Source organism: Amycolatopsis saalfeldensis (genome assembly GCF_900110575.1).
GTDB classification, from domain to species: domain Bacteria; phylum Actinomycetota; class Actinomycetes; order Mycobacteriales; family Pseudonocardiaceae; genus Amycolatopsis; species Amycolatopsis saalfeldensis.
This window is the reverse complement of record NZ_FOEF01000026.1, coordinates 47,617-70,169: the sequence shown is the minus strand read 5'-3', so window position 1 is coordinate 70,169 and position 22,553 is coordinate 47,617. Positions and strand designations below refer to the sequence as shown.

26 protein-coding genes are annotated in these 22,553 nt (G+C 70.0%); 13 read left to right on the top strand and 13 right to left on the bottom strand.

The features are described from left to right. Positions 1-8: 8 nt before the first annotated feature. Both BMY97_RS39595 and BMY97_RS39590 read right to left on the bottom strand, forming a co-directional pair. Positions 9-1,289: a hypothetical protein gene (locus BMY97_RS39595; RefSeq protein WP_091627978.1), complete on the bottom strand. Its 1,281-nt coding sequence runs from the start codon at positions 1,287-1,289 to the stop codon at positions 9-11. A 424-nt stretch (positions 1,290-1,713) separates the two neighbouring features. Then, complete coding sequence (locus tag BMY97_RS39590) at positions 1,714-2,718, bottom strand: abortive infection family protein (protein WP_177231759.1); 1,005 nt, start codon at positions 2,716-2,718, stop codon at positions 1,714-1,716. 123 nt (positions 2,719-2,841) lie between these two features. On the opposite strand from BMY97_RS39590, the gene BMY97_RS39585 reads away from it, so the two are divergent. From BMY97_RS39585 to BMY97_RS48870, 4 genes are read left to right on the top strand one after another with little or no spacing between them, the layout of a single operon-like run. Continuing rightward, positions 2,842-3,540, top strand: a complete 699-nt coding sequence (locus tag BMY97_RS39585) for an arsenate reductase/protein-tyrosine-phosphatase family protein (protein ID WP_091627975.1) — start codon at positions 2,842-2,844, stop codon at positions 3,538-3,540. Continuing rightward, a complete protein-coding gene (locus BMY97_RS39580; protein ID WP_091627973.1) occupies positions 3,533-4,195 on the top strand; it encodes an arsenate reductase ArsC in 663 nt (220 codons plus the stop codon). The genes BMY97_RS39585 and BMY97_RS39580 overlap by 8 nt, the downstream gene beginning before the upstream one ends. A gap of 35 nt (positions 4,196-4,230) precedes the next feature. Beyond that, the gene (locus BMY97_RS39575) at positions 4,231-4,953 is read left to right on the top strand and encodes an aquaporin (RefSeq protein ID WP_091627971.1); all 723 of its coding nucleotides are present in this window, start codon (positions 4,231-4,233) and stop codon (positions 4,951-4,953) included. A 32-nt stretch (positions 4,954-4,985) separates the two neighbouring features. Continuing rightward, positions 4,986-5,618 (top strand): arsenate reductase ArsC, encoded by a 633-nt coding sequence (locus tag BMY97_RS48870; RefSeq protein WP_245787740.1) that lies wholly within the window; start codon positions 4,986-4,988, stop codon positions 5,616-5,618. Here the strand turns inward: BMY97_RS48870 and BMY97_RS39565 are convergent. From BMY97_RS39565 to BMY97_RS39555, 3 genes are read right to left on the bottom strand one after another with little or no spacing between them, the layout of a single operon-like run. Next, positions 5,615-6,658 carry a flavin-containing monooxygenase gene (locus BMY97_RS39565; protein WP_091627970.1) on the bottom strand — a complete coding sequence of 348 codons (1,044 nt, stop codon included), beginning with the start codon at positions 6,656-6,658 and terminating at the stop codon, positions 5,615-5,617. The two genes, BMY97_RS48870 and BMY97_RS39565, sit on opposite strands and share 4 nt — an antisense overlap. A gap of 12 nt (positions 6,659-6,670) precedes the next feature. After that, positions 6,671-7,885 carry an MFS transporter gene (locus BMY97_RS39560; protein ID WP_245787739.1) on the bottom strand — a complete coding sequence of 405 codons (1,215 nt, stop codon included), beginning with the start codon at positions 7,883-7,885 and terminating at the stop codon, positions 6,671-6,673. Positions 7,886-7,891: 6 nt separating this feature from the next. Beyond that, complete coding sequence (locus BMY97_RS39555) at positions 7,892-9,226, bottom strand: FAD-dependent oxidoreductase (protein ID WP_091627968.1); 1,335 nt, start codon at positions 9,224-9,226, stop codon at positions 7,892-7,894. 100 nt (positions 9,227-9,326) lie between these two features. On the opposite strand from BMY97_RS39555, the gene BMY97_RS39550 reads away from it, so the two are divergent. Then, the gene (locus BMY97_RS39550) at positions 9,327-10,166 is read left to right on the top strand and encodes a helix-turn-helix domain-containing GNAT family N-acetyltransferase (protein WP_091627966.1); all 840 of its coding nucleotides are present in this window, start codon (positions 9,327-9,329) and stop codon (positions 10,164-10,166) included. A 6-nt stretch (positions 10,167-10,172) separates the two neighbouring features. On the opposite strand, the gene BMY97_RS39545 is transcribed toward BMY97_RS39550, so the two are convergent. From BMY97_RS39545 to BMY97_RS39535, 3 genes are all read right to left on the bottom strand, one after another. Then, positions 10,173-10,694, bottom strand: a complete 522-nt coding sequence (locus tag BMY97_RS39545; protein ID WP_091627964.1) for a DinB family protein — start codon at positions 10,692-10,694, stop codon at positions 10,173-10,175. Between the two features lie 56 nt (positions 10,695-10,750). After that, complete coding sequence (locus BMY97_RS39540) at positions 10,751-11,347, bottom strand: cadmium resistance transporter (RefSeq protein WP_091627962.1); 597 nt, start codon at positions 11,345-11,347, stop codon at positions 10,751-10,753. 150 nt (positions 11,348-11,497) lie between these two features. Next, the gene (locus tag BMY97_RS39535; protein ID WP_091627961.1) at positions 11,498-11,974 is read right to left on the bottom strand and encodes a heavy metal-responsive transcriptional regulator; all 477 of its coding nucleotides are present in this window, start codon (positions 11,972-11,974) and stop codon (positions 11,498-11,500) included. A gap of 96 nt (positions 11,975-12,070) precedes the next feature. On the opposite strand from BMY97_RS39535, the gene BMY97_RS39530 reads away from it, so the two are divergent. The 6 genes from BMY97_RS39530 (at position 12,071) to BMY97_RS39510 (ending at position 17,041) form a co-directional block, all read left to right on the top strand. Further along, on the top strand, positions 12,071-12,280 hold the full coding sequence (locus BMY97_RS39530) for a heavy-metal-associated domain-containing protein (RefSeq protein WP_091627959.1): 210 nt from the start codon (positions 12,071-12,073) through the stop codon (positions 12,278-12,280). Between the two features lie 31 nt (positions 12,281-12,311). Next, positions 12,312-12,806, top strand: a complete 495-nt coding sequence (locus BMY97_RS46485; RefSeq protein ID WP_143086398.1) for a hypothetical protein — start codon at positions 12,312-12,314, stop codon at positions 12,804-12,806. Further along, entirely contained in the window at positions 12,803-15,079 is a 2,277-nt protein-coding gene (locus BMY97_RS39525; protein WP_091627958.1) for a heavy metal translocating P-type ATPase, read from the top strand. The genes BMY97_RS46485 and BMY97_RS39525 overlap by 4 nt, the downstream gene beginning before the upstream one ends. A gap of 110 nt (positions 15,080-15,189) precedes the next feature. Further along, on the top strand, positions 15,190-15,618 hold the full coding sequence (locus BMY97_RS39520) for a hypothetical protein (protein WP_143086397.1): 429 nt from the start codon (positions 15,190-15,192) through the stop codon (positions 15,616-15,618). 95 nt (positions 15,619-15,713) lie between these two features. Continuing rightward, a complete protein-coding gene (locus BMY97_RS39515) occupies positions 15,714-16,805 on the top strand; it encodes an urease accessory protein UreH domain-containing protein (protein ID WP_091627955.1) in 1,092 nt (363 codons plus the stop codon). Positions 16,806-16,819: 14 nt separating this feature from the next. Continuing rightward, on the top strand, positions 16,820-17,041 hold the full coding sequence (locus BMY97_RS39510) for a heavy-metal-associated domain-containing protein (RefSeq protein WP_091627953.1): 222 nt from the start codon (positions 16,820-16,822) through the stop codon (positions 17,039-17,041). 110 nt (positions 17,042-17,151) lie between these two features. Here the strand turns inward: BMY97_RS39510 and BMY97_RS39505 are convergent, their stop codons facing one another. From BMY97_RS39505 to BMY97_RS39495, 3 genes are read right to left on the bottom strand one after another with little or no spacing between them, the layout of a single operon-like run. After that, positions 17,152-17,868: a hypothetical protein gene (locus BMY97_RS39505; RefSeq protein WP_091627952.1), complete on the bottom strand. Its 717-nt coding sequence runs from the start codon at positions 17,866-17,868 to the stop codon at positions 17,152-17,154. A gap of 26 nt (positions 17,869-17,894) precedes the next feature. Beyond that, a complete protein-coding gene (locus tag BMY97_RS39500; RefSeq protein WP_091627950.1) occupies positions 17,895-18,674 on the bottom strand; it encodes a cytochrome c biogenesis CcdA family protein in 780 nt (259 codons plus the stop codon). Then, the gene (locus BMY97_RS39495) at positions 18,671-19,285 is read right to left on the bottom strand and encodes a TlpA family protein disulfide reductase (RefSeq protein WP_091627949.1); all 615 of its coding nucleotides are present in this window, start codon (positions 19,283-19,285) and stop codon (positions 18,671-18,673) included. Before BMY97_RS39495 ends, BMY97_RS39500 begins: the two co-directional genes overlap by 4 nt. A 104-nt stretch (positions 19,286-19,389) precedes the next feature. Here BMY97_RS39495 and BMY97_RS39490 point away from each other — a divergent pair, with 104 nt between their 5' ends. After that, on the top strand, positions 19,390-20,031 hold the full coding sequence (locus tag BMY97_RS39490; protein WP_091627947.1) for a class I SAM-dependent methyltransferase: 642 nt from the start codon (positions 19,390-19,392) through the stop codon (positions 20,029-20,031). A 6-nt stretch (positions 20,032-20,037) separates the two neighbouring features. On the opposite strand, the gene BMY97_RS39485 is transcribed toward BMY97_RS39490, so the two are convergent. Both BMY97_RS39485 and BMY97_RS39480 read right to left on the bottom strand, forming a co-directional pair. Further along, the gene (locus BMY97_RS39485; protein ID WP_091627945.1) at positions 20,038-21,000 is read right to left on the bottom strand and encodes a M56 family metallopeptidase; all 963 of its coding nucleotides are present in this window, start codon (positions 20,998-21,000) and stop codon (positions 20,038-20,040) included. Further along, entirely contained in the window at positions 20,997-21,353 is a 357-nt protein-coding gene (locus tag BMY97_RS39480; RefSeq protein WP_218156980.1) for a BlaI/MecI/CopY family transcriptional regulator, read from the bottom strand. Before BMY97_RS39480 ends, BMY97_RS39485 begins: the two co-directional genes overlap by 4 nt. 168 nt (positions 21,354-21,521) lie before the next feature. Between BMY97_RS39480 and BMY97_RS39475 the strand changes: the two genes are divergently transcribed. Beyond that, complete coding sequence (locus BMY97_RS39475; RefSeq protein ID WP_091627943.1) at positions 21,522-22,484, top strand: cytochrome c biogenesis CcdA family protein; 963 nt, start codon at positions 21,522-21,524, stop codon at positions 22,482-22,484. Positions 22,485-22,553: the final 69 nt, after the last annotated feature.

Genomic DNA, 22,553 nt, shown 5'->3' with positions numbered 1-22,553 from the left:
CTATGTCGCTAGCGCTCGGCGACGTGGCCGTCCCCGGTTCTGGTGGTGCGCGAGGCGATTAGGTCGGGTAGCGCGTCGTTGAGATCGCTCAGGCGGCTCAGCACAAGCGTCGCGTGCCGGGCGACCACTGGCGACTTCGCCAACTGGGCGGCAACGTAGTTGTCTGTCATCACCACGTCGCAGTAGGGAATCGCGACCGACACGGCATCGGCATCCCGGATGTCGTTGCCGGTCCACTTCTTGTAGGAGTTGCGGAAACCCTTGTCAGCCAGCGTGATGTTGATCGCGGCGCTCGGGATATCGTTCAGAAACGCGCCCAGCCACTCCTTGCCCTTGGCGAAGAAGTCGCCGACTTCGAGGTTGTACGGCTGCAGCGCGGAGGGAAGGCGATCCCCGAGTTCCCAGTAGAGGTAGCGCGCGTGCACGATGTCGCCGAGTCGGCCGCGGTCCGCCGTGCCGTCCTTCAACATCGCAGCGAGTTCCTTCTCCCGGTTCACACGGGCTTCCTCGACCTTGGCGACCTCTTCTGGTCGGTAACCGAGCGCACGCAGGGTAGGCAGGTCCTCCGGCGCCGGGCCGCGCAGCATCATGTACTCGCCCATCACCCTGCCGGCGGTCTCGATCTCACGCACTAACTCAGTTGGCAGGTCGGGCGCCCCACCGCCCTTCCGTCGCAGCACGAACGCCTTCTGCTCACCAACACCGAATGGGTTGCCGAGGCCGAACACGGGGATCGGCGCGGGCGGCAGGCCACCGAATTGCGCTGCGAGGGCGGCGAGGAGCTGGTGCTCCATGACGACCGACCGGCTGGCGATAGCCACAAAGCCTGAGATCTCAGCGATGACGTTGGCCAGATCACTGCGCTGCCGCAGTGAGGAGATCCGGGCCACCTCCATGTAGGTCGCCGCGGTCAGAGGCACGATCACCTCACCGGCCGCTGTGGCCGAACACAGAGCCTCGTAGGCGTGGGCGTCCTGGGGGAACTGCGGCCGGCCCAGCCTCGCCTTGGCCAACGCCACCCAGTCCTTGAGGTCGAGGGAGATCTTGAGCCGATCCGCCGCGCCGGCACCGAGCAACGGGTAGCGGTCGGTCTCCGCACCGTGACGAAGGGCCAAAGTAAGCACGTCCGGCGGAATGCCGAACTGCTGCAGAGCCGTGTCGAAGGGGCTCGCGGCGGTGTCGGTCGTGGCGGTCTGGTCGTCCAGCCGGTGGGCGGCCTCGGAATACGGTTCACCGGTCTCGGCCATGCGCGCCCGGATGGCGGCCTTGCGTGCCTTGTTCTCGGTCATCGTGTCTCATTTCGGCGGTCGGCCCCACGCACCGGCGCCGTCAGGCCCGATGTCCGTTGAATTCCGCGAGTCAGGGACCCTTGTCCTCGTCGTCCCGTCGGCGTGGGCGCCGGGACTCGGAAGCAGGCAGGCGGAGCTGCCAACGTCCAGAGTAGACCTCGGTGCGGACCGTCTCATCTGTATTAGCAGTCGACGAGGGCAGCACCGCGGACTGATCATCCGGTGCACGTCGGCTGGTGACGGCGGCAGTCAAAGTGCTGGGTCGGGAAGTGATAGACGACCGCGAGGCCATCTTTTCGCGAAAGAACGGATCCTAACGGGGCAGGGCAAGGCGGGGACTTGCTGCCACACGGCCATGTCCCCTTTTGCCAAACTAAGGGCCTGATGGGTTGAACCCGCCGGTCAGGCCGTGCGCAGGCCAGTATCAAAATGGGGGCTCCGGCTTGACGTTGTCCGCGAGGGCGGTCAAGGCTGGGTGCTCCTCCGCGGGACGGAACGTCATCCAACGGCGAACGAGTTGTTCGGCCGCCATCGACGCCGCGTAGTCATCGTCGAGGTCACCAGGAAGCCTGAGCTGGCCGATACGCGTGACCCACTCCGTGAGGTCGTCGGCGCTGTCTGGCACGGGCTCCAGCACCCGGAGCGCTTCCTCAACCGAATGGGCCGTCAGGGTGAGTACGCCAGCCGGATCGAACCAGAGGCCGTAGGCGAGACCGAGGCGGTAGTCCCGTGGCCAGGTGTTCAAATCGTCCGACGCCAGGCACGGCTCCAGCCCGTCGCGCCGAACCACGAATGTTCCCCGCATGACGCGCTGGCCGACGGCGACGCCGATACTCCGTTGATGCCGGGGCTCCAGGCCCGAGAGATTGGCGGCGAGTAGGCGCCGTTCGAGCGTGCCGGAGTAGAAGGTCTGGGGTGTCACCACCAGATCGTTGATGAGCGAGGTCGGACGGCCCTCGGAGAAGTAGCCGAGCCGCCGCAGCGCCCACCGGGTCCAGAGCAATCCGCCGTCGAGCGCCAAGGCGACCATCTCGTCGCGGAGATCGGGCGTTCGTGCTCGGCCGTGTCCGCCGCCGAACTCGTTCCTGATGTTGCCGAGGTTCTTCGCGATCTTGCTTGCCTGGGTGGCGACCTGGCCGAACGGGGACTGGTTGGCGAGCTGGTGCCCCGGCTGGCCGGTCAGCAGTGTGTGCGCCTGGGCCACGATCGTCTCGAACCCGGTGTTCGGCGCCGCCGGCGTCCCGTCGATCTCCAGCACGACGCGCGAGATGCTCTCCACCAGACACTTGATGTCGCTGAGGGCTTGCGAACCGTCATCGGCGGCCAGCGACCGCCACAGCCGGTCTGCTTCGCGCTCGACGCAGGCCCAGTGGTCGTCACCGAGATAGTCCGGGCGGGCGATCTCGAACCGCGAGTACGGGTCGGTCATGCCCCCGAGCATCGCACGCGGTTCGTCACTGACTGTGTCGGCGTCCCTCAATCTCAACGTCCGGCACTGCTCGCGGAGCCGCCGCACTTGACCGGGGACATTAGTTCAATCATCATTGAGTCAATGAACGTTGAGTGGTCTACTTCGGTGCGGTCGCGGGCGCAGGTGCACGCGGCCCTGGGCGAGCCTGCCCGGCTGGCGATCGTGGACCGGTTGCTGCTGGGCGATGCCTCGCCCAGCGAGATCGGGAGCGAACTGGGGCTGCCGAGCAACCTGCTGTCGCACCACCTGAAGCTGCTGGAGCAGGCAGGCGTGCTCGAACGGTCCCGGTCGGAGGGAGATCACCGGCGCACCTATCTTCGCCTGCGGCCCCAGACCTTGGCCGGTCTTGTGCCGGCGGGGCTGCGCACGGCGCACCGGGTGGTGTTCGTGTGCACGCACAATTCGGCACGTTCGCAGCTGGCTGCGGCGCTGTGGGCGGGGCGCAGCCAGATCCCGACCGCGTCCGCCGGAACCCATCCCGCAGGGCGCGTGCACCCCCTTGCCGCGGCGGTCGCGCACGAGCGCGGCCTGTCCCTGGCGCGGGCTCGCACGGCCCATGTCGACGACGTTCTCCAGCACGACGATCTGGTCGTGGCAGTGTGCGACAACGCCCACGAAGAGCTTGGGGGGCAAGCGGAGGACCGGCTGCACTGGTCCATTCCCGATCCGGCCCGCGTCGGCACGGACAAAGCGTTCGAACGGGCCTTCCTCGACATCGCCAACCGGATCGACCGATTGGCACCCGCCATCCACCATCCTGAACGGGAAGCCGATGACTGACACCCAGCACGAGCCGCATCGCGATTTGAGCATCGACCAGCAGCTGGCACTCCGTACCGCCGCGACCCGCCTGCACGGGGAGTTCGACGGCACCTTCGGCACCGAAACCATCGAACAGTTCCTGCACAGCAGCTACGACCAGTTCGCCGGCCACAGCACCATCCCGAACTTCCTGCCGCTGCTGGCCGAACGGTTCGCCCGTCAGCGCCTGCACGCCCTGGCCAAAGTGGAGGGACACGATCACGACGGCAAGCCCACGGTGCTGTTCCTGTGCGTGCACAACGCCGGGCGCAGCCAGATGGCGATGGGGTTCTTCCAGCACCTGGCCGGCGATCAGGCACTGGCCTGGTCGGGCGGGTCCGAACCCGGCCACGAGATCAACCCCTCGGCGATCGCCGCGATGCACGAACGCGGCATCAACATCGCCACCGAGTTCCCCAAACCGTGGACCGACGAGATCGTCCGCGCCGCCGACGTCGTGATCACCATGGGCTGCGGCGACGCCTGCCCCATCTTTCCCGGCAAGCGATACCTCGACTGGGAACTGGCCGACCCAGCAGGCAAGAGCGTCGAGGACGTCCGCCCGGTCCGCGACGAGATCGAACGTCGCGTCCGTGACCTGCTCGACGAGCTGGGCGTCACCGCAGTCGCATGACGCCCGAATCCCCTGAGAGCACAAAGGACGTGGTGATGGACCAGCCGTTGGGCCGCAAACTGGTCGCCGAGTACCTCGGCAGCCTGTTGCTGGCTGCGTTGGTGATCGGCTCGGGCATCGCCGCGCAGCGGCTTTCACCCGGCGACACCGGTCTGCAGCTGACCGAGAACGCCGCGGCGACCGCGGCCGGCCTGTTCACGATCATCCTGATGTTCGGTCCCGTCAGCGGCGCGCACTTCAACCCGGTGGTGTCCTTCGTGGACGCCGCGTTCGGCGGACTGCCGTGGCGGCACGCCTTCGCCTACCTGCCGGTCCAGGTCGTCGGGTGCGTGAGCGGGGCGGTGCTGGCGAACCTGATGTTCTCGGCCAGCGCGGTGAGCATCAGCACCACGCACCGGGCCACATTCGCGCACGGTCTGTCCGAGGTCGTCGCGACGGTCGGGTTGGTCCTGGTGATCTTCTCGCTGGCCCGGTCCGGGCGGGCAGATCGAGCGCCGGCCGCGGTGGGCGCCTACATCGGCGCTGCCTACTGGTTCACCAGTTCCACCAGCTTCGCCAACCCCGCGATCACCGTGGGCCGGATGTTCAGCGACACCTTCGCCGGCATCGCGCCCTCGTCGGCGCCGGTGTTCATCGCCACCCAGGTGGTCGGCGGCGGGCTCGCACTGCTGCTCGTCCGCGCGCTCTACCCCGGCATCAAGCCGGCGCAAGCCGCGGAGGTCGTAGTCCCGCACGCGGCGGCCTCCTCGGCCCGCTGACTGCCAAATTCGCCTCATCGAGGAGGCCGCCAGTGAACGATCGGTCCGAACGGGACGTGGGTGCCCGACGCATCATCAACCAGCTCGCCTACCGATACGAGGGGCTGTTCGACTCCGACCGGATCGACGACCTGTTCCACGACAGCTACAACCGGATCGCCGAGACGGCCCGGGTCACGGTCTTCCTGCCGACGCTGGCCGAGAAACTCACCGTCCAACGGCTCGACGCGCTGGCCCAGGCAGAGGGCAAGACGATCAAGCGGGTGCCGGAGGTGTTGTTCGTCTGCGTGGGTAACGCGGGCCGCTCGCAGATGGCCGCCGCGCTGACCCGGCATCACGCGGGCACGCACCTGCACATCCGCACCGGCGGATCCGACCCCCGCGATGCCATCCATCCCGAAGTCGTGCAGGCCATGGCCGAACTGGGCCTCTCGCTCGATGAGGAATTCCCCAAGCCGCTCACGAACGAGGTGCTGGCCGCTGCCGACGTCGTGATCACCATGGGCTGCGGGGACAGTTGTCCGATCCTGCCGGGAAAGCGCTACGAGGACTGGCCCATCGACGACCCCGCCGACCAGCCTGTCGAGCAGGTCCGGGCGATTCGCGACGAGGTCGATCGCCGCGTCCAAGCGCTGCTCGCCGAGCTCATCCCAGCCGGGGCTTAGCGTCGTAGCAGCCGCCGCACGACGTAGCGGGCATCGCGGCCGACTCCGCGCAGCGTGGCCGAGGAGAAGCTGCGTTGCCACTCCAGGCCCACGTATCCGAGTCCAGGATGCGTGCTGGACAGCCCGCGTCGCTGGCGCGGTGTGCCGTCCCCTGTGATCGCGCCCAGCTCGCCGAGGTAGGACAGGTCGGGGCGGTAGCCGGTGGCCAGGATGATCGTGTCAACCTGCTCGCTTGTGCCGTCGGGCCAGGTGAGGCGGTTGCCGTCGACGCTGGTGAACATGCGCCGTTGGTCCGGCCGCCCGGCGGCCACGGCGCGCTGGTAGTGGCCGTCGTCGTTGACCGGCGTGTGCGGCGGGGTGCGCAGCAGGTGCCCGATCGGCAGCGCGTCGAACCCGCTGATCACCGACCAGAAATGCACGTCGCGGCCGAGCGGTCGTTGTGGCGCGAACCGCACGGGCTTACGGGTGGCTAGTGTGACCGCGGCGTGGTCGCCGAGTTCGGTGCCGATCTGGACCGCGGAGTTCGCCGCGCCGACCACCACGACCCGCTGCCCTGCGAACGCGGTCGGTTCGCGGTAGTCGGCGGCGTGCAGCACGGTGCCGGTGAACGAGTCCAACCCCGGCAGCGCCGGGCGATACGGTCTGCCGAACGCGCCCGTCGCGGCGATCAGGATCGCCGAGCGCAACTCGGTTCCGTCGGCCAGCCGCGCCACGAACCCGGTTCCGTCGGGCCGCACGGTGTCGACACGGTGGCCGGTACGGATGTCGGCGTCGAGGTTCTTGGCGTAGCGGCGCAGGTACTCGACGACTTCGTCGCGGTGCGGATAGTGCTCGGGGTCGCCGGGGAAGGCCATGCCCGGTAGCGCACTGAAGCGGGCCGGCGAGAACAGGGTGAGGCTGTCGTAGTAGGACGGCCACGACCCGACGGGCTCCTCGCCGGCTTCCAGCACGACCGGGGCGAGGCCCGCCGCGCGGAGGACGTGCGCGGCAGCGAGCCCAGCCTGTCCGGCACCGATGACGAGTGCGTCGATCTCGTTCACGAATGTCTGTCCTTACGACGTTCTTGGTGTACTGGCAAGGGAAAGCGCTGCGGCACCAACGGTGATCGCGCCCAGGAGCAGGAATGTCGTCGCGTAGCCGTCGAGCAGGTTGGCGAGGGCGGCCCCAGCGAAGGGAGCGAGCGCCATCGTGATCGTCAACGGTGCGGACAACAGCCCCATCAGGCGCCCGTAGTGGGTGGCTCCCCATCGATCGGTGATTGCGGTGGCCTGCAGCAGCGTGAACACCCCACGCGCCATACCCGCCAGGATCGCCGCGGCGATCAGCGCGGGCACGCTGGTGAGCATGCCCAGCAGCGCGGTCGTGGCCGCCATCGCGAGCAGGATCAGCGCCGTCCGGGTCCGGATACTGGTCCGCGCGGTGAGCGTGGCGTAGCCGAGCCGGCCCGCGACTTGCCCGGCGCCGCCGAGCCCGAGCGCGACCGCCGCGATTCCCGTGCCGACGCCGCGTTCGCCCAGCAGCGGTACCAGGTTGACCACGACCGCGAACGTGGCGAACGCCGCCATGCTCAACGCCACCGCCAGGACCACGAAGCTGCGGCTGCGGGCCACCTGTCCCGGATTGGCGGCATGGGCGTGCTGCGCCTCGACCGGTGGCCGTGGCGGCCACGGCACGCGCAACCCGAACCAGTGGCCCGGGATCGTGATCACCGCGAGGATCCCGCCGAGCACCAGGTAGGTGCCGCGCCAGTCCAGCCACGTCGACAACCACGCCGTCAGCGGCGCGAACACGGTGCTGGCCAATCCCGCCGCCAGCGTCAGGACCGTCAGCGCGCGGATTCGGTTCGGGCCGTGCCAGCGGGTGAGTGCGGCGAACGCGGGCGGATAGAGCACCGCGCCCATCGCCACCCCGACCAGCAGCCATGCGGCCAGGAAGCACGCCAGGTTCGGTGCGTACGCGACGGCGACCACGGCCGGGACGGCGAGCAGCGAGCCCGCGGTCATCACCCCGCGCGGGCCGTGGCGATCCAGCCGGCGCCCGACCGGGATGCCGATCAGCGCGGCGACCAGCTGGCTGGCCGACAGCGCCGCGGTGATCGCGGCGGTCGGCCAGCCGGTGGCCGTGGTGATTTTCCCGGCCAGCACCGGGAAGGCGTAGTACAGCACGCCCCAGCTGGTGATCTCCGTGGCGCACAGCACGACCAGGACTTGCCGCAACCCGACGCGCGTCGCGGCGTCCGGTTCGGGCAGTGTTCGCGAGACGGCCACGCCGGATCAGCGGGCCGACGGCGCGGACAGCGTCAGCACCTCCGGGCCGCTTGGGGTGCCGCAGCAGCCGCCTGCCTGGTCCTCGGCCGGCGCGTCGAACACGCCCGAGCCGCCGCAGACGCCGGTTTCGGGCAGCACCAGCTCCACCCGCTCGGCGGACTCGCGGTCACCGGCCAGCGCGGCGGCGATCGAGCGGACCTGCTCGTACCCGGTCATTGCCAGGAAGGTCGGCGCGCGGCCGTAGCTCTTCATCCCGGCCAGGAAGACGTTCGACTCCGGGTGCGTGAGTTCCTTCGCTCCGTGGGGGTAGACGGTGCCGCAGGAATGCACGTTCGGGTCGATCAGCGGCGCCAACGCGACCGGCGCCTGCAGCGTCGCGTCCAACGCCAGGCGCACTTCGGACAGCCACGACAGGTCCGGCCGGAACCCGGCGAGCACCACGACCTCGTCCGCCGCCTCCAGCCGCTGCCCCGCCGAGGACCGCAGCACCAATCGGTCACCGTCGGGCTCGACGGCGTCGGTGCGGAAGCCGGTGACCACGCGGACGTGCCCGGCCTCGACCGCGGCCTTGGCCCGCAGGCCCAGTGCGCCACGGGCCGGGAGCTGGTCGGCCTCGCCGCCGCCGAACACGGTGCCGACTGCGCCGCGGCGCAGCAGCCAGGTGATCCGGGTCGACGGCTGCTGCTCGGCCAGCCCGGCGAAGGCGACCAGTGCGGTCAGCGCCGAGTGCCCGCTGCCGGCGACCACCACGTGCTTGCCCGCGTACCGCGCGGCCACCGTCGCATCGGTGAGGTCCGGGACTTGGTAGGCGATCCGGTCGGCGGCGGCGGTTTCGCCGATCGCGGGCAGCCCGTCTCCACCCAGCGGGTTCGGCGAGGTCCATGTCCCGGAGGCGTCGATCACGGCGCTCGCGGTGATCCGCTCCTCGCGGCCGTCGGCGGTGCGGACGTGCACGGTCAGTGGCTCGGACTCTCGTCCGGTATCCACCACACGGTCCCGGCCGCGGCGTGCGACCCCGACGACCTCGCTGCCGAACCGGACTCGGTCGCCGAGCGCGTCGGCCAGCGGGCGCAGGTACAGCCGTGCCCACTCCGCCCCGGTTGGATAGCCCTCGGCGTCGGGGGCCTGCCAGCCTTGCGGTTCCAGCAGACGACGCGCGGCCGGGGCGACCAGCTCGGCCCAGCGGGAGAACAACCGCACGTGATGCCACTGCGCCACGGCCGCACCCGCACGTTCACCACGTTCGAGCACCAACGGGGTCAGTCCCCGCTCGACCAGTTCCGCCGCGGCGGCCAGCCCCACCGGTCCCGCACCGACCACCACCACAGGCAGGTCGCTCATCCCGCACCTCTTCCATCGATCCAGCTCGATTGACACGGCCGAGAGTATCGACCGACATCGATAGATACAACCATCGATTCCGATCGATATACTGGGCGGCATGCCGATCGCGCTGCCCCAGGCCCAAGTCCTGCCCACCGGCGAGGCCGCCACCTACGCCGACTGGTTCGCCTGCCTGGCCGAGCCGGTCCGGGTCCGGCTGCTGCACGCGGTGGCCACCAGCCCGAAAGGCATCACAGTGGGCGCGCTGACCGAGATCCTCGGCACCAGCCAGTCCACCACCTCACACCACGTGCGCAAGCTCGCCGACGTCGGCTTCGTCCGCCTCCGCAAGGAGGGCACCGCCACGATCGTCACCGTCAACGAAGCCTGCTGCGCCGGACTCCCGCACGCCGCCGACGCCGTGATGGGCCTGCTCGCCCCGCGCCCGTGCTGCCCCGACGACGTCCCGGCCGACGTCACCGTCCGCGCCCTCGAACCGGACGACTGGGCCGCGGTTCGGCGCATCTACGGCGAAGGCATCGCCACCGGGATCGCGACCTTCGAGACCACCGTGCCCAGCCGGGCCAGCCTGGACGCGAAATGGCTACCCGAGCACCGCTGGGTCGCCGAACTCGACGGCGAGGTCGTCGGCTGGACCGCGGCCAGCCCGGTGTCCACACGGGACTGCTACTCCGGTGTCGCGGAAACCTCGGTCTACGTCGCCGACGGCCACCGTGGCCGGGGCATCGGCAAAGCCTTGCTGCACAAGCAAGTCACCGCCGCCGACGCCGCCGGGCTGTGGACCCTGCAGACCGCGATCTTCACCGAGAACCGGGCCAGCATCGCGCTGCACCACGCTGCCGGCTACCGCACCGTCGGCATCCGCGAACGCATCGCCCAGGTCGATGGCGTCTGGCACGACACCGTGCTCATCGAACGCCGCTCACCCGTCCGGTAGCGAGCATCATCCACCGGCGCCGAGCGTGAGCTGACGGCGATGGAAATCGAAGTGCTGAGTCGGGAATCGGTACACGTCGGCCAGAGTCATGAAGTCCTGGAAGAACGGATCCCACCGGGTCGGATAGTGCATGCCCCGGCCAAGGTCGATAACGGCCTCTGCGTCGAGTCTGCGGTGCAGCGCCGCGATCACATGATCGAACATGATCCCCATCCGCCGTGGAGTGAGGAACGTGCCGCCGAGAGCGGAGCCGGCATAGTTCACGACATCGAAGGGGCGCGTCGCCTTATTGAGCAATCGCGCGTAAGCCCGGCTGACTCCGGCGGGCAGGCGGCCGAACAGGCGGACCAGATTCATCAGCGCACGCATGATCAGGTAGCCGAGCAGCATGTGGAACAACAGTTGCTTGTTGTTCCACCGGGTGCCATCGGATCGGCGACGAAGGTCGGCCTCCGACGCGCTATCGAGCGCTTGGTGGAAGCTCGCCCGCGCTCGCTCCATCTCCTCGTGCACGGCATGCAGATCCATGCATCCAGTGTCCACCCGCGCCAGCCCGTTCGTGCGACTGTTCGCGGTAGGCGACGTCATAGCCCGAACGCGCTGCCTTCGATCAGGATGACCAGTCCGATCCCGATCAGGACGACGGGCAGCAGGATGTGGCCCCAGCGGGCCAGGGCGCGAGCGATCAGCGGGCGCCGGGCGAACAACCGACCCAGCGCGCACCAGAGTGCGACCAGCGCCAGGAACACGACGGTAAACACGACCAAGCCGCCTGGTCCGGCATTCGCGAAGACCGGGACATAGACACCGATATTGTCGCCGCCGTTGGCGAAGGTCACCGCGGCGACCGCCAGCATGGCCGGTGCCTGTGCCGGTACCTGTTCACCGTGCGTGGTGTCCCGGCGATCGCGCCAGGCTCGCCAGGCCGCGCGGAGTCCCAGCGCGAGCGGCAGCAGACCGAGATAGGAGATCATGGTTTCGGGCAGCAGTTCCGCGCCGAGGGCACCGACGACCGAGGCGGCCAGGATGGCCGCGAACCCGAGGTACTGTCCGACCACGACCTTGGTGGCAGCGCCGCGGTGCCCAGCGGCCTGACCGAAGAACAAGGCCAGGACGACGATGTCGTCGATGTTGGTGACCACGAACATCCCCACGGCCTGGCCGACGAGCCCCAGGTTCACGCGTGGCTCGTCCTTCCGCTCCCGCTGACCGTGATGATCGATGTTCGCGGACAAAATGCCACGAGTCGATCTTTATCGTCGCAGACGAGTTCGTCCTCTCAGACTTCGCCGTCTTGCTTGGGCGCACGCCGAGTAAGCCAAGGATGACCTTCAGTCAGCCGAACTGACGGTGATCGGGTGGTTCTGCTGATGACGTGGAGAACCTTCAGCGGCGTCGGTTCGGGCGCCCGGTTCGGTTTCGAGGATCCAGCACACGGTGGCGTTGTCGTGCTCGGTGGGTTCGCCTTGCTGGGCGTGGGCGAGCAGGGCACCGAGGTGGCTTTCGAGGGTGACGAGCTCGGCGATCTGGGCGCGGACCTGGTCGAGACGGTCGCTGAGTACGTGGCGGACGTGGCCGCACGGCGCGTCACCGCGGTCGCGGATGGCCAGGATCTGGCCGACCTCGCGCAGGGTGAGTCCGGCTGCTTGGGCGCGGCGGATGAAGCCGAGCCGGTCGATGAACTCGGGGCTGTAGTCGCGGTAGCCGCTGGGGGTGCGGATGGGCTCGGGCAGGACACCCGCCTGCTCGTAGAAGCGGATGGTCTTGGTCGTGGTGCCGCTGGCCGCGGCGAGTTCGCTGATCTTCATCACACCTCCTTGACCTTCCATCGTACTGGAAGGTTGATGCTGGGTTCGTGCTCGTCGTCTGGGCGGGCGAATCCGTTCTGGTGGAGGAGGTGCGCGGTGAGTGAATCCGTTTACACGGTGGCCGGGATGACCTGCGGCAAGTGCGTCGACGCGGTGACCACGGAGGTCGGCAGAGTCGCCGGTGTGCGGCGGGTTGAGGTCGATCTGGGATCTGGCGAGGTCAGGGTGACCAGCGACCGACCCTTGACCGCGGACGAGGTGAGCGCGGCGGTTGACGAGGCCGGCTACGAACTGGTCACCCGGTGAGGCCGCGCTGGAGTGGTCGAGGAGGCCCGGCGTGAACACCGGAGTGAAGTTGTCCGCCTACGGGATGGCGCTCGTGGTCGTGTTCGCCGGGGCCTGGTCGGCAGGCAACGCTGTCGGTCCACTGGGTGCGGGCACGCCGAGCGACGCGGTCGACCATCAGGGCGGGCATGCGACCGATCACGCCGAGCCGGGTGACAAGACCGCCGTGCCGGCCACGCCCGCGCCGCCAGAACCGCCACCAAGGCAGCAGCCGACCGAGGCAGCGCCCACCGTCGCTGTCGCCCAGCCCCAACGTGACTCTCGGGTCGCCCATCCGGCGGTCGATTCAGAGGAACCCGCAGCGGTTTCCGTCACGATCGCGCCATCGTCGGCCGGGAGCGCCGAGCGACTCCGATGGACGGCGCTGACAGTTCAGCCGAAGGCGGGCTCACGGCGGCAAGACAACACGGACGGCGTGACGCGGCGCGACCGGGGACACGAGCACCGGCACAACCACCATGAGGTGCGGGGACGGGGACAGCGATGAGTTCGACCACACACGACCAGACCGCCTCCGGGCAGGTGGAGTTGGTGATCGGCGGCATGACCTGCGCCTCGTGCGCGACGCGGATCGAACGGAAGCTGAACAAGGTCGACGGGGTGAGCGCGACGGTCAACTACGCGACGGAGAAGGCGCGAGTCACCCTCCCACCTGGACTGTCTACAGAGGACGTCGTCAAAGTCGTTGAGGAAACCGGCTACACCGCGACGATCCCGGACACCGCTCCCCCGGCCGAGGGGGAGGGGTCGGCGGGTGGCGGCGAGTACGACGAGCACACCCGTTCGTTGCGGCAGCGGATGCTGGTGTCGGTCGCGTTGACGGTGCCGGTGATCGCGTTGGCGATGGTGCCGCCGCTGCAGTTCACCAACTGGCAGTGGCTGTCGCTGACCTTGGCCGCTCCGGTGGTGGTGTGGGGGGCGTGGCCGTTCCACAAGGCGACCTGGACGAATCTGCGGCACGGCGCCGCGACGATGGACACCCTGATCTCGGTCGGTGTGACCGCGGCGTTCCTGTGGTCGTTGTACGCGTTATTCCTGGGCGGTGCCGGGCGGCCGGGCCTGCGCCACGGGTTCGACCTGACCGTGCAGCGCGGGATGGCCGGCGACAATATCTACCTGGAGGTTGCGACCGGGTTGGCGGCGGCGATCTTGGCGGGCCGGTTCTTCGAGGCCCGCTCCAAGCGCCGCGCCGGGGCCGCGCTGCGTACGCTGCTGGAGCTGGGTGCGAAAGAGGTCGCGGTGCTGCGGGACGGGCGGGAGGAGCGCGTCCCCATCGAGCAACTCGCGGTGGGTAATGTGTTCGTGGTTCGTCCTGGAGAGAAGATCGCCACCGACGGCGTAGTCGACGAGGGCAGTTCGGCGGTCGACGCGAGCATGCTGACCGGCGAGTCGGTGCCAGTGGAGGTCGGGCCGGGCGACGCGGTGGTCGGCGCCACGGTCAACGCCGGAGGACGGCTGCTGGTCCGCGCGACCAGGGTCGGGTCGGACACGCAGCTGGCGCAGATGGCCAAGCTGGTCGAGGATGCCCAGAGCGGCAAGGCGGAGATCCAGCGGCTGGCCGACCGGATCGCGGGCGTGTTCGTGCCGATCGTGATCGCCCTCGCGGTCGCTACCCTCGGGTTCTGGCTCGGCGCGAGCGCCGGGGCGGCGACGGCGTTCAGCTCGGCGGTCGCGGTGCTGATCATCGCCTGTCCCTGCGGGCTCGGTTTGGCGACGCCGACCGCGTTGCTGGTCGGCACGGGTCGTGGCGCCCAGCTCGGGATTCTGATCAAGGGGCCGGAGGTGCTGGAGTCGACCCGCCGCATCGACACCGTGGTCCTGGACAAGACCGGCACCGTCACCACCGGCCGGATGAGCCTGCAGCAGGTGCACACCACTGCGGGGGTCGGCGATGTGGAGGCGTTGCGGCTGGCGGGAGCCGCCGAGCATGCCTCGGAGCATCCGATCGCCAAGGCGATCGCGGTGGCTGCCGAGGACCGCGTGGGCACGCTGCCGCCGGTAGCCGAGTTCGGCAGTCTCGAAGGGCTCGGCGTCCAGGGCGTGGTCGAGGGCCATGCGGTGCTGGTCGGGCGCACGAGCCTGCTGGAGCAGTGGAGCATCACGCTGCCCGAAGATCTACGGGTGGCCAAGAAGGAGGCAGAGGCGCAGGGCCGTACCGCGGTGGCGGTGGCCTGGGACGGTCAGGCCCGTGCGGTGTTGGTGGTCGCGGACACGATCAAGCCCACCTCGGCCGAGGCGATTCGTGGCCTGCGGGCGCTGGGGCTGCGGCCGGTGCTGCTGACCGGCGACAACGAGGTCGCCGCGCAGGCGGTGGCGGCCGAGGTCGGGATCGACGAGGTGATCGCCGAGGTGTTGCCGAAGGACAAGGTCGAGGTGATCACCCGGCTGCAGGGCGAGGGCCGGGTGGTGGCCATGGTGGGTGACGGGGTCAACGACGCCGCCGCGCTAGCTCAGGCCGACCTCGGCCTGGCGATGGGCACCGGCACCGATGTGGCGATCGAAGCGAGCGATCTCACCCTGGTGCGGGGCGACCTGCGGGCCGCGGTGGACGCGATCCGGCTGGCCCGGCGCACCCTGCGCACGATCAAGGGCAACCTGTTCTGGGCGTTCGCCTACAACGTCGCCGCATTGCCGCTGGCCGCGGTCGGGCTGCTCAATCCGCTGATCGCCGGGGCCGCGATGGCGTTCTCCTCGGTGTTCGTGGTGTCCAACAGCCTGCGGCTACGCCGCTTCCGCAGCGCCACCGGGCAGCCGACCTGAACCGATCTACGGGCCACGTACGTAGATGATGGCGTGGGCCAGTACGCTCTTCGCTCGTGATCGGCGGCAGCCATCGATACCGAGCCGCGCGGGGACACCTCGCGCGGCTTGTGGCTGTGCTCGCCGTCCTCGCCGGGCTGGTGTTGCTGCACGGTCAGCACTGCGCCGATGGCATGAGCGCGATGCCGCACGGCGCCGTGAGCGTGACCTCGGAGACGGGGACCGCATCGTGCGCGTCGGCGACGATGGCTGACACCGGGAGCCGGTCCACGACCATGCTCACCGAGGTCTGCCCGGCGGGAGCCTCGGCCGGCGTTGTCGCTCGTGCGGCGGGTATGCCGCTCGGCTCGGGTGGCATGGGTGGGGTTCTGGCGACGTGCCTGGCGTTCATCGTCGCCGTCGTCTCGACTCTGCTGGGGCTGCGGCCGTCCTGGCGGCCGGTCGCCGTCGCGGCGTGGCTGTCCGGACGGGTGGTGCGGATCCGAGCTGTTCGTCCGCGAGCGCCGAGCCTCGCGGAGCTGTGTCTGCTGCGGACGTAGGAGCACTCTGCCCAGCGCCAGTCGGTGTGGGCAGACGTGCACTCCGGCGTTGGCTGGAGACCCTTCCCTCGTTTTCCTCTCCGCAGGAGGCTTTCGTGAATCTTGCAGCTGTCCTTGTCACCGGCCTGTTCGCCGGTGGCGTGTCCTGTGCGGCGGTGCAGGGCGGCCTGCTGACCGGGTTGATCACCCGCCAGCGCGCCGCCACCGCGCAACCCGCTCCCGTTCCGCCCCGCCGCGCGAAAGGCGGCACCCGCCACAACGACACCACCCAGACGACCGGGCCACGACCGAACTGGCGTGCCCAGCTCGGGGACGACCTCGCCCCAGTGGGCGGGTTCCTGGTCGGCAAGCTGGTCTCGCACACCCTGCTCGGCGCCTTGCTCGGCGCGCTGGGTAGTGCGGCGGAACTCTCGGTCGGGGTACGGACCTGGCTGCAGATCGGCGCCGGGGTGCTGATCATCGTGTTCGGGCTCGCCCAGCTCGGCGTGCCCGGCTTCCGCGGCATCGTCGTCGAGCCGCCGACCTCCTGGATGAAGATCGTGCGCAACCGGACCCGCTCGCAGGCAGCGCTGGCACCGGCCTTGCTCGGCCTGGCCACGGTGCTGATCCCGTGCGGAGTGACGCTGTCGGTGGAGGCGCTCGCCTTGACCTCGGGGTCGGCGCCGGCGGGCGCGGCGACGATGGCGGTGTTCGTGCTCGGCACCGGCCCGCTGTTCGCAATCCTTGGCTACGCCGCCCGCAAAGCCGCTACCGCCTGGCGCGGCCGGCTCGCGGTGGTCACCGGGCTGGCGGTGCTGGCGATGGGCCTCTACACGCTCAACGGCGGCCTGGAACTCGCCGGATCGCCCCTGGCGGCCAGCCGGATCGCGCAGACCGTCGGCTTCGCGCAAGCACCCGCCGACACCACGGCATCGTCCACTATGGAGGGTCAGCAGACCGTGGTGATCACAGCCACCAGCCACGCCTACAGCCCGGAGAACGTTCAAGTCCGGGCCGGTGTGCCGACCACGCTGGTCGTGAAGTCGGACGGCGCCCAAGGCTGCATCCGGTCCCTCGTCATCCGCGACGAACAGAAAATCCTGCCGGTCAACGGTGAAACCCGGATCGACCTGGGTGTGCTGCAGCCCGGACGGCTCGACTACGCCTGCGGCATGGGCATGTACACCGGCACCCTCACCATCGTCTGACAAGGACTTCCACCATGGCCACCACGACCCACGTGTTCCGCGTCGAAGGCATGCACTGCGGCAGCTGCGCGCTGCTCATCGACGACACCCTGGAAGACCTCCCCGGCGTGCACAGCACGCAAACCACGATGAAACAGGCTCGCAGCACGGTCGAGCTGGATCCGAGCCAGAACAGCCCCGAGGACGTGATTGCCGCGATCGAAGAACTCGGTTACCGCGCTTCAGCGCTGCCCTGACATTCGCCGCGAGGCGTCGTCCCATGACTGCCACGCCAGCGGCCCAGCCCCGTCGGCATTGCCACAGCGGCCCAGCGACCGCAATGGCGACTGTGGACGGTGGTGAGTGGTCAATCACCCGCCGGGAAGTCATAACGGCTGGGAACGGACTCGCCCGGCTGCGGTGCGCCGTAGATGAGGACGATCTCGTCGTGGGCGTTGAACGTGATCGCGGCGGGGTTGCCGCCGCGCAGGGTGCCGTTGACGTAGACGCGCAGGGTCTTGCCGTCGGTGGCGTGCAGGGCGCCGATGTTGTCCGCGGACAGGCTCACATCCCATTCGCTGAACAGCTCGCCCAGGGTGAACTCCCGCTTGACGGGGGATTCGATGTGGATGACGCCGGTGGTGTCGTGGGTGTGCAGGGGGCTGATGCTGCCGCGGGTTTGGTCGATGCCGAGGTAGGGCGGGACCTCGACGGGCTGGCCGTCGACGCGGACGTCGAGGTGGGCGTGGATGTGTTCGACGTTGCCTTCCGCGGTCAGCATCGGCAGTCCTGCTGTCCGTACCGCGGCGGCAGCGTCCGCCGGTGCGGGCCAGGGCGGCGGAGCGTTGCGCCCGACGGCGGTGGTCGCCGGTGGGTTGTTCAGGTTCGTGGCCGCGGTGTCGGCCTGCTTGGTGCCGGCCGAGTTGGTCACGGCGACGATCACGGCCACCAGCAGCGCCACCACGATCACCGCCGCGCCACCCCACAGCAGTCCGTTGCGCCGGCTGCCGGCTCGGGCCTGCGCGACGGCTTTCTGCGCAGCTCGCGGGGTGGGTTTGCGTTGGCTGTTCTTCTTCGCTGCCATGGACAATCTCCCTGTACGTGAGCGGCTTAGAGCGGGACGGTGAAGCCGGAGATCGGGCCGCGCAGCCAGGCGATGACTTCGCCCCACATGCCGGTGACCAGCGCGACGCCGATCGCGATCAGCAATACCCCGCCGACCTGCTGCACGCGGCGGATGTGGCGACGTACCCAGCTGGTGGCGTGCACGGCCCAGCGGGCCCCGAGGGCGAGCGCGATGAACGGCAGGCCGAGCCCGAGGCAGTAGGCGGTGATCAGCAGCAGTCCGCGTCCGGTGGTGGGGCCGACCTGGGTGCCGCTGGCCAGCGCGATCACCCCGGCCAGGGTGGGGCCGAGGCACGGGGTCCAGCCCAGGCCGTAGACGGCGCCGAGCAGCGGCGCGCCCCACAGCCCGTTGCGCGGCGTGTGCCGCAGTTTCATGCCGCGTTGCAGCGGGCTGAACATGCCGAGGAAGACCAGGCCCATCGCGATGGTGACCACGCCGCCGAGGCGTTGCAGCAGTTCCTCGTTGGCCAGCAGCGCGTCCGACACGCCGAGCACCGCCATGGTGGCGGCGGTGAACACGACGGTGAACCCGAGCACGAACAGCAATGCGGCCCCGGCGACCCGCCACCGCCCGCGCACCGGCCGCCCCGCGTCGTCGCCGGTGACGGGTGGGGGTTCGGCGCCGACCAGGCCGGCGAGGTAGGCGAGGTAGCCCGGCACCAGCGGCAGGCAGCACGGCGAGGCGAACGACACCGCGCCGGCGGCGATGGCCAGCAGCGCGGCCAGCAGCAGCGGGCCGGACACGGCCAGGTCGGTCAGGTTCACGCGGGTCGTCCTTGCGGCGGGGTGGGTTCGGCGGCGACGCGCTGCACGACGGGCAGCAGGTCGCTGGCGATGAGCGCGGTGAGGAAGACCGCGGCCACGCGGTGCCGGCGGTCGAGCACCAGGGTGGAGGGCACCACGCTGCGTGGATATCCGTTCAGCGCCAGCAACGATCGGCCGGATGGGTCGAAGATCGACGGGTAGGTGACGTGGCGGTCGCGCACGAAGTCCTCCGCGGCGGCGCGGTCGTCGCGCACGTCGATGCCGAGGAACTGCACACCGGAGGATTGGGTCTGCTCGAACACCTTCTCCAGCTCCGGTGTCTCGGCGCGGCACGGGCCGCACCACGAGCCCCAGATGTTGATCACGACGACCTTGCCGGCGTAGTCGGACAACCGGATCTGTGTCCCGGGCTTGGGCAGGCTCTCACCGGACAGGTCCGGCGCGGTGCCCCGGCTGGTGGACGGGTCGTAGAAGATCGTGGTCTGGCCGCCGGGCGAGACGAACTCGAACGTGCTGCCCCGCGCGACGGCGTCGGTGCCGCTGCTGCACGCGGTCAGCGTGAGCAGCCCGGCGACGGCCAGCGCGACGCCCGGCCAGCGCGTCCTGCGCATCCCAGCTCCCTCGATCGACAACTACGTACCTACTGCGTAGATTAGTAGATGATGGTGGCCGGGCCGTCTGGGGTTACCGTCGTGGCATCGGGAAGGGGTGAGCGATGGCGGATCTTTCGGAGTTCCAGCATCCGCGGTTCGCGCGGATGTACGAGCGGATCAGCGCCGAGTCCGAGCAGCGCGGCACCGCCGAGCGCCGGGACCTGGCGCTCGCGGGGCTGTCCGGAAGGGTGATCGAGGTCGGCGCGGGCAACGGCATGAACTTCACGCACTACCCGGACACCGTGACCGAAGTGGTGGCCGTCGAGCCGGAGGATCGGCTGCGCGCCCTCGCGGAGCAGGCCGCAGAGAAGGCTTCAGTGCCGGTGCGGGTGGTGGCCGGGCACGCGGGCGCCTTACCCGCCGAGGACCGGAGCTTCGACGCCGCGGTGGCCTCACTGGTGCTGTGCTCGGTCACCGACGTACCCGCGGCACTCGCGGAGATCCGCCGGGTGCTGCGGCCGGGCGGTGAGTTGCGGTTCTTCGAGCACGTGCGGTCGGCCAACCCGCTGCTCGGGCTGCTTCAGGACGCCCTGACCCCGGTGTGGTCACGGGCGGGCGGGGGCTGTCACCTCAACCGGGACACCGCCGAGTCCATCCGGGCTGCGGGCTTCCAGATCGAGCCACTGCATCGCTTCTCCTACGCGCCGTTGCGGTTCGTGCCGCCGCACGCGCACATCCTCGGACGCGCCCGCATCCCAACCTGACAACGCTCAGCCGGTCATGCCGCCGCACAGGGCGAGCCCGGTGGCGGCCATCCCGCCGGCCAGCAGCGGACCGATCGTGGCCAGGGCCACCGTTGCACCGAGCAGCAGACGTACCCGCCACCGGCGGGCAGGCTCCGGCGGTGTCGCGAGACGTTCGGCGCGGGCCAGCACCCCGACACCGCTCGCGCCGAGCGCACCGGCGGGAACCGGGGCAGCACCGGAGAGGGCCAACAGGGCCTGCAGCACGGTGCGTCGGCCGTGGGCGCGGGCCGCCGCGTCGTCGGCGCACATTTCCAGCAGCCGCGCGACTTCGGCCGCGCCGGTGGTGAACAACTCGATCCGAGGCAGGATGGCCGCCAGGCCACGGGTGAGGGCGATCAGCAGATGGTGCCGTCCGGCCAGGTGGGCGCGCTCGTGCGCGAGCACGGCGTCCAGATGCCGGTCGCCGAGGGCGGCCATCGCGCCGCGGGTGAGCACGACGGTGTGCGGGCGGCCGGCCACGCAGTACGCCGCCGGTTCGGGTACATCGAGCACGATGGCGTCCAGTGTCGTGTCGTGCGCACCCGCGAGGCGGGCCATCCGCGCATGCTCATGAGTCGTCGCCCGTGCCCGCAGCAACGACCGGCCCAACCGCGCCAGCAGGATCACCACCGCCACCGCGGCGAATCCGGCGAGCGTGAGCAGTCCGATTTGGACGGCTACGCCGTAACTGCCCGTGGCGACGGCGCGCAGCTGGGCGAAACACGTGCTCAGAATTGTTTGCCGGGCCTGAGTCCAGTCACGCAGCAGCTCGGCGGCCAGAAACACCGCCGCCACCGCCCAGGAACCGATGACGCTGCCGATCGCGGCCAGCCATGCCGCCACCCCGAGCCGCGGAGCGACTCCGGCATGGGTGAGCCGGACCAGCAGGCGCGGGGCGAGCACCGCGGCGGCGAAGCTGTAGAGGAGCAGGCAAGCCGCGACGCTCATCCCGCCTCCTCCGCGGCCAGCCGCCGCAGGGCGGCGCGTTCGTCCTCGGACATCTGCTCCAGGAAGTGGGTCAGCACCAGGTCGGACTGCCCACCGGAATCCAGTGCGTCGCGCATCAGCCGGGCGCTGTACTGCTCGCGGGTGTGCGTGGGCCAGTAGAGGAATGCTTTGCCCTGGCGCTTGCGGGCCAGCCAGTCCTTGCGGTGCAGGTTGTCCATCGTGGACATCACGGTGGTGTAGGCGATCTCGCGTCGCTGGCGCAGTTCCTCGAACACCTCGCGCACGGTGGTCTCGCCGTCACGGCTCCAGAGGCAGTCCATGACGACCGCCTCCAGGTCTCCGAATCCACGCACACGTCCTCCTGGCACTCACTCTGGCCCGTCCAGGGTACTTCGCGCACCTGACGGCCTGTCCGTGCTGGTCGCGGCCCACCCGGCGAGGGTGAACAGCGACCTCACACCACCAAGCTACTATCTACGTACGGAGATCGTAGATGATGGCTGTGGGCATCGGGAGGCGCCGTGGGGCAACTGCTGTTCGGGACGACGCTGGTGGCGTCGTTCCTGGGCGGGGTGGTCGCGTTGCTGGCGCCGTGCTGCGTGTCGGTGATGCTGCCCGCATACCTGGCCACCGGGTTCCGCCACCGCGGCGGCGTCGTTCCCGCGACCCTGGTGTTCGGCGCCGGGGTCGCGACGGTGATCCTCCCGATCGGGCTCGGGGCGACGGCGTTGAGCCGGCTGCTGGTCACCGGGCACCTGTGGATCTTCTCGATCGGCGGCGTCCTGATGGTCGCCGGTGGGGTGGCGGTGCTGGCGGGGTGGAAGCCGAACCTGCCGATGCCGGGCGCCCGCGCCGTCAAGGAAGGCAGCTTCGGCTCGGCGTATGTGCTGGGCGCGTTCTCCGGTGCGGCCAGCGCGTGCTGCGCGCCGGTCCTGGCCGGGGTCGCGGTGCTCTCCGGTGCCGCCGCGTCGTTCCCGGCGGCGCTGTCCATCGGCGCCGCGTACGTGGCCGGGATGGTGGCGCCACTGGCCCTGGTCGCCTTGTTGTGGGACACCCGCCGGGAACGCGCCGCTCGGCTGCTGACCGACCGGACGATCCGGCTGCGGCTGGGCCGCTGGCAGCGGCGGCTGGCCCTGGGCAGCGCAATCAGCGGCGGGCTGATGATCGCCATGGGCGTGCTCGCGGTGGTGCTGGCGTTCACCGGGCCCGGCATGCCCAGCAGCGGCTGGCAAACCGAACTGTCCGCCTGGCTGCAGCACGTGTCCAGCCTCGCCCTCTATGCCCTGTCCTGGATCCCCGGCTGGGCCCTGCTCCTGGTGTTGCTACTTGGGTTCGCGCTACTCCTGCGCCGCGCCCGGCGCAGCAAGACCGCCACCACTGCCACGACCGCGCCGTCGGCCTGCTGCGCCGCGCAGGACGACACCCCCACCCCCGCCACCGTCGACATCGCCGAGGAGAACCGACGTGAGCAAGAGCAGCGCTAAGGCGTCGACGCGGCCCGCCGATAAACGTGGCCGCAAGCCTCCCGCCCGACCACGGACACCGGCCGCCCG